1 protein-coding gene is annotated in these 1,782 nt (G+C 64.4%); it reads left to right on the top strand.

Features of this window, described 5'->3' with window-relative positions; translation table 11 throughout:
* Window positions 1-468: 468 nt before the first annotated feature.
* On the top strand, window positions 469-1,782 hold a 1,314-nt coding region (gene ltrA / locus RS027_RS13450; protein ID WP_311957754.1), incomplete at its 3' end, for a group II intron reverse transcriptase/maturase.

The raw sequence follows: 1,782 nt of genomic DNA, 5'->3' as shown, positions 1-1,782 counted from the left end.
TTGTGCGCCAGGCATGGCGCGTAGCACCGACAGGTGCTGTTCCCGGGGGTAGTGCCCCGGGATGACTTGGGGGTGAGAGTCCCCTACGGACCTTGATAGCGGGAACCGTTAGCCGAACAGCAAGGGTGTCCGTCGCGAGGCGGAATCTGAAGGAAGCTGCAGGCAAACTCCCGGCCCGACGAACAGGAATCGCATATGAGGCAGCCACATCTGGGCGAGAGGGCAATGAGACTCGAAGCCCAATAGCTATCCGGAAGGTGTGGAGGTAAATGCGGCGGGTAGATGGGAGGAAGGTCGCGCGTCTTACCCTGGGAGGTCTGGTGGTCTGCCACAGTGCTACCGGCGTCGAGAGGTGACGGGATGGACCGCCAGACGTCAGCCGAGGCCATAGTAAGTGCCGACTCACCCCGGCACCAAGGGCCGAACATGAAGAACCGCGAGTAGGCGATGACGTCTCGAGGATCGATCATGAAGACAGAAAGTGGCGCTAATACCGTCACCCACCCAGAGGGGCAGGGGCAGTACCCCGAGCTCCAGCCGGTGGGCGTCGAGACGGTCCCGGCGTCGTTATCGTGGACGAAAGCGGAGTCCGCCTCGCTCATGGAAGCGGTGGTCGCCACCGACAACATGCAGCGGGCTTACCGGAGGGTGGTCGCCAACAAGGGGGCACCGGGTGCCGATGGCATGTCGGTGGACCAACTGGCCGACCACCTGAAGCAATACTGGCCGACGCTGCGCGAGCGGCTGCTGGCCGGAGAGTACCACCCCAGCCCGGTCCGAGCCGTCGAGATCCCCAAGCCCAAGGGCGGGACGCGTCAGCTCGGCATCCCCACGGTCAGTGACCGGCTGATCCAACAGGCGCTGCTGCAGGTGCTGACGCCGCTCTTCGATCCGGGCTTCTCCGCATCGAGCTACGGTTACCGCCCCCAACGCAGTGCTCAGCAGGCCGTCTCGGCCATGAAGGACCATGTCGCGGCTGGCCACCGTTGGGTGGTCGATCTCGATCTGGAAGCCTTCTTCGATCGGGTGAACCACGACCTGCTGATGGCGCGGGTCGCGCGTCGCGTCCGCGACAAGCGGGTGCTGCGCCTGATTCGCCGCTACCTGGAGGCCGGCATGTTCCAGGACAGCCTGGTCTCACCACGTCGGCAGGGAACACCTCAGGGCGGACCGCTGAGTCCGCTGATGGCGAATATCCTGCTGGATGACGTGGACAAGGAGCTGGAACGCCGCGGCCACCGCTTCTGCCGTTACGCCGACGACATACAGGTGTATGTCAGGAGTCGGCGAGCGGGCGAGCGCGTCATGGCCAGCCTGAGTGATTTTCTCGAGAATTCGCTCCGGCTGACGGTCAATCGCGACAAAAGTGCGGTGGACCGACCCTGGAGCCGGGGATACCTAGGCTACACGCTGACTCGGCACAAGCTGCCGAAGTTGACGCTGGCCAAGGCCAGCCTGCAGCGCCTGGTGCAATGTGTCCGCGATATCCTCAAACGCGGCAGGGGGCGCAGCATTCGGCGTATCACCAGAGAGCTGGCTCCCGTCCTGCGGGGCTGGGCCAGCTACTTCAGTCTCGTTGACGTGAAGCGACCGCTGGAAGCGCTGGATAGCTGGGTACGTCGCCGACTGCGTTGTGTGATCTGGCGGCAGTGGAAACGTCCAAAGACCCGGCGCCGCAAGCTTCTGGCGCTGGGCTTGGATGGTCAGCGTGCCTGGAAGTCAGCGGGGAATGGGCGAGGTCCCTGGTGGAATGCCGGCGCCTCGCACATGAATCAGGCCCTG

Origin of the sequence: Halomonas garicola (assembly GCF_031935715.1) — a bacterium.
GTDB classification, from domain to species: Bacteria; Pseudomonadota; Gammaproteobacteria; order Pseudomonadales; family Halomonadaceae; genus Vreelandella; species Vreelandella garicola.
This window is presented reverse-complemented; position numbering and strand designations above follow the sequence as displayed.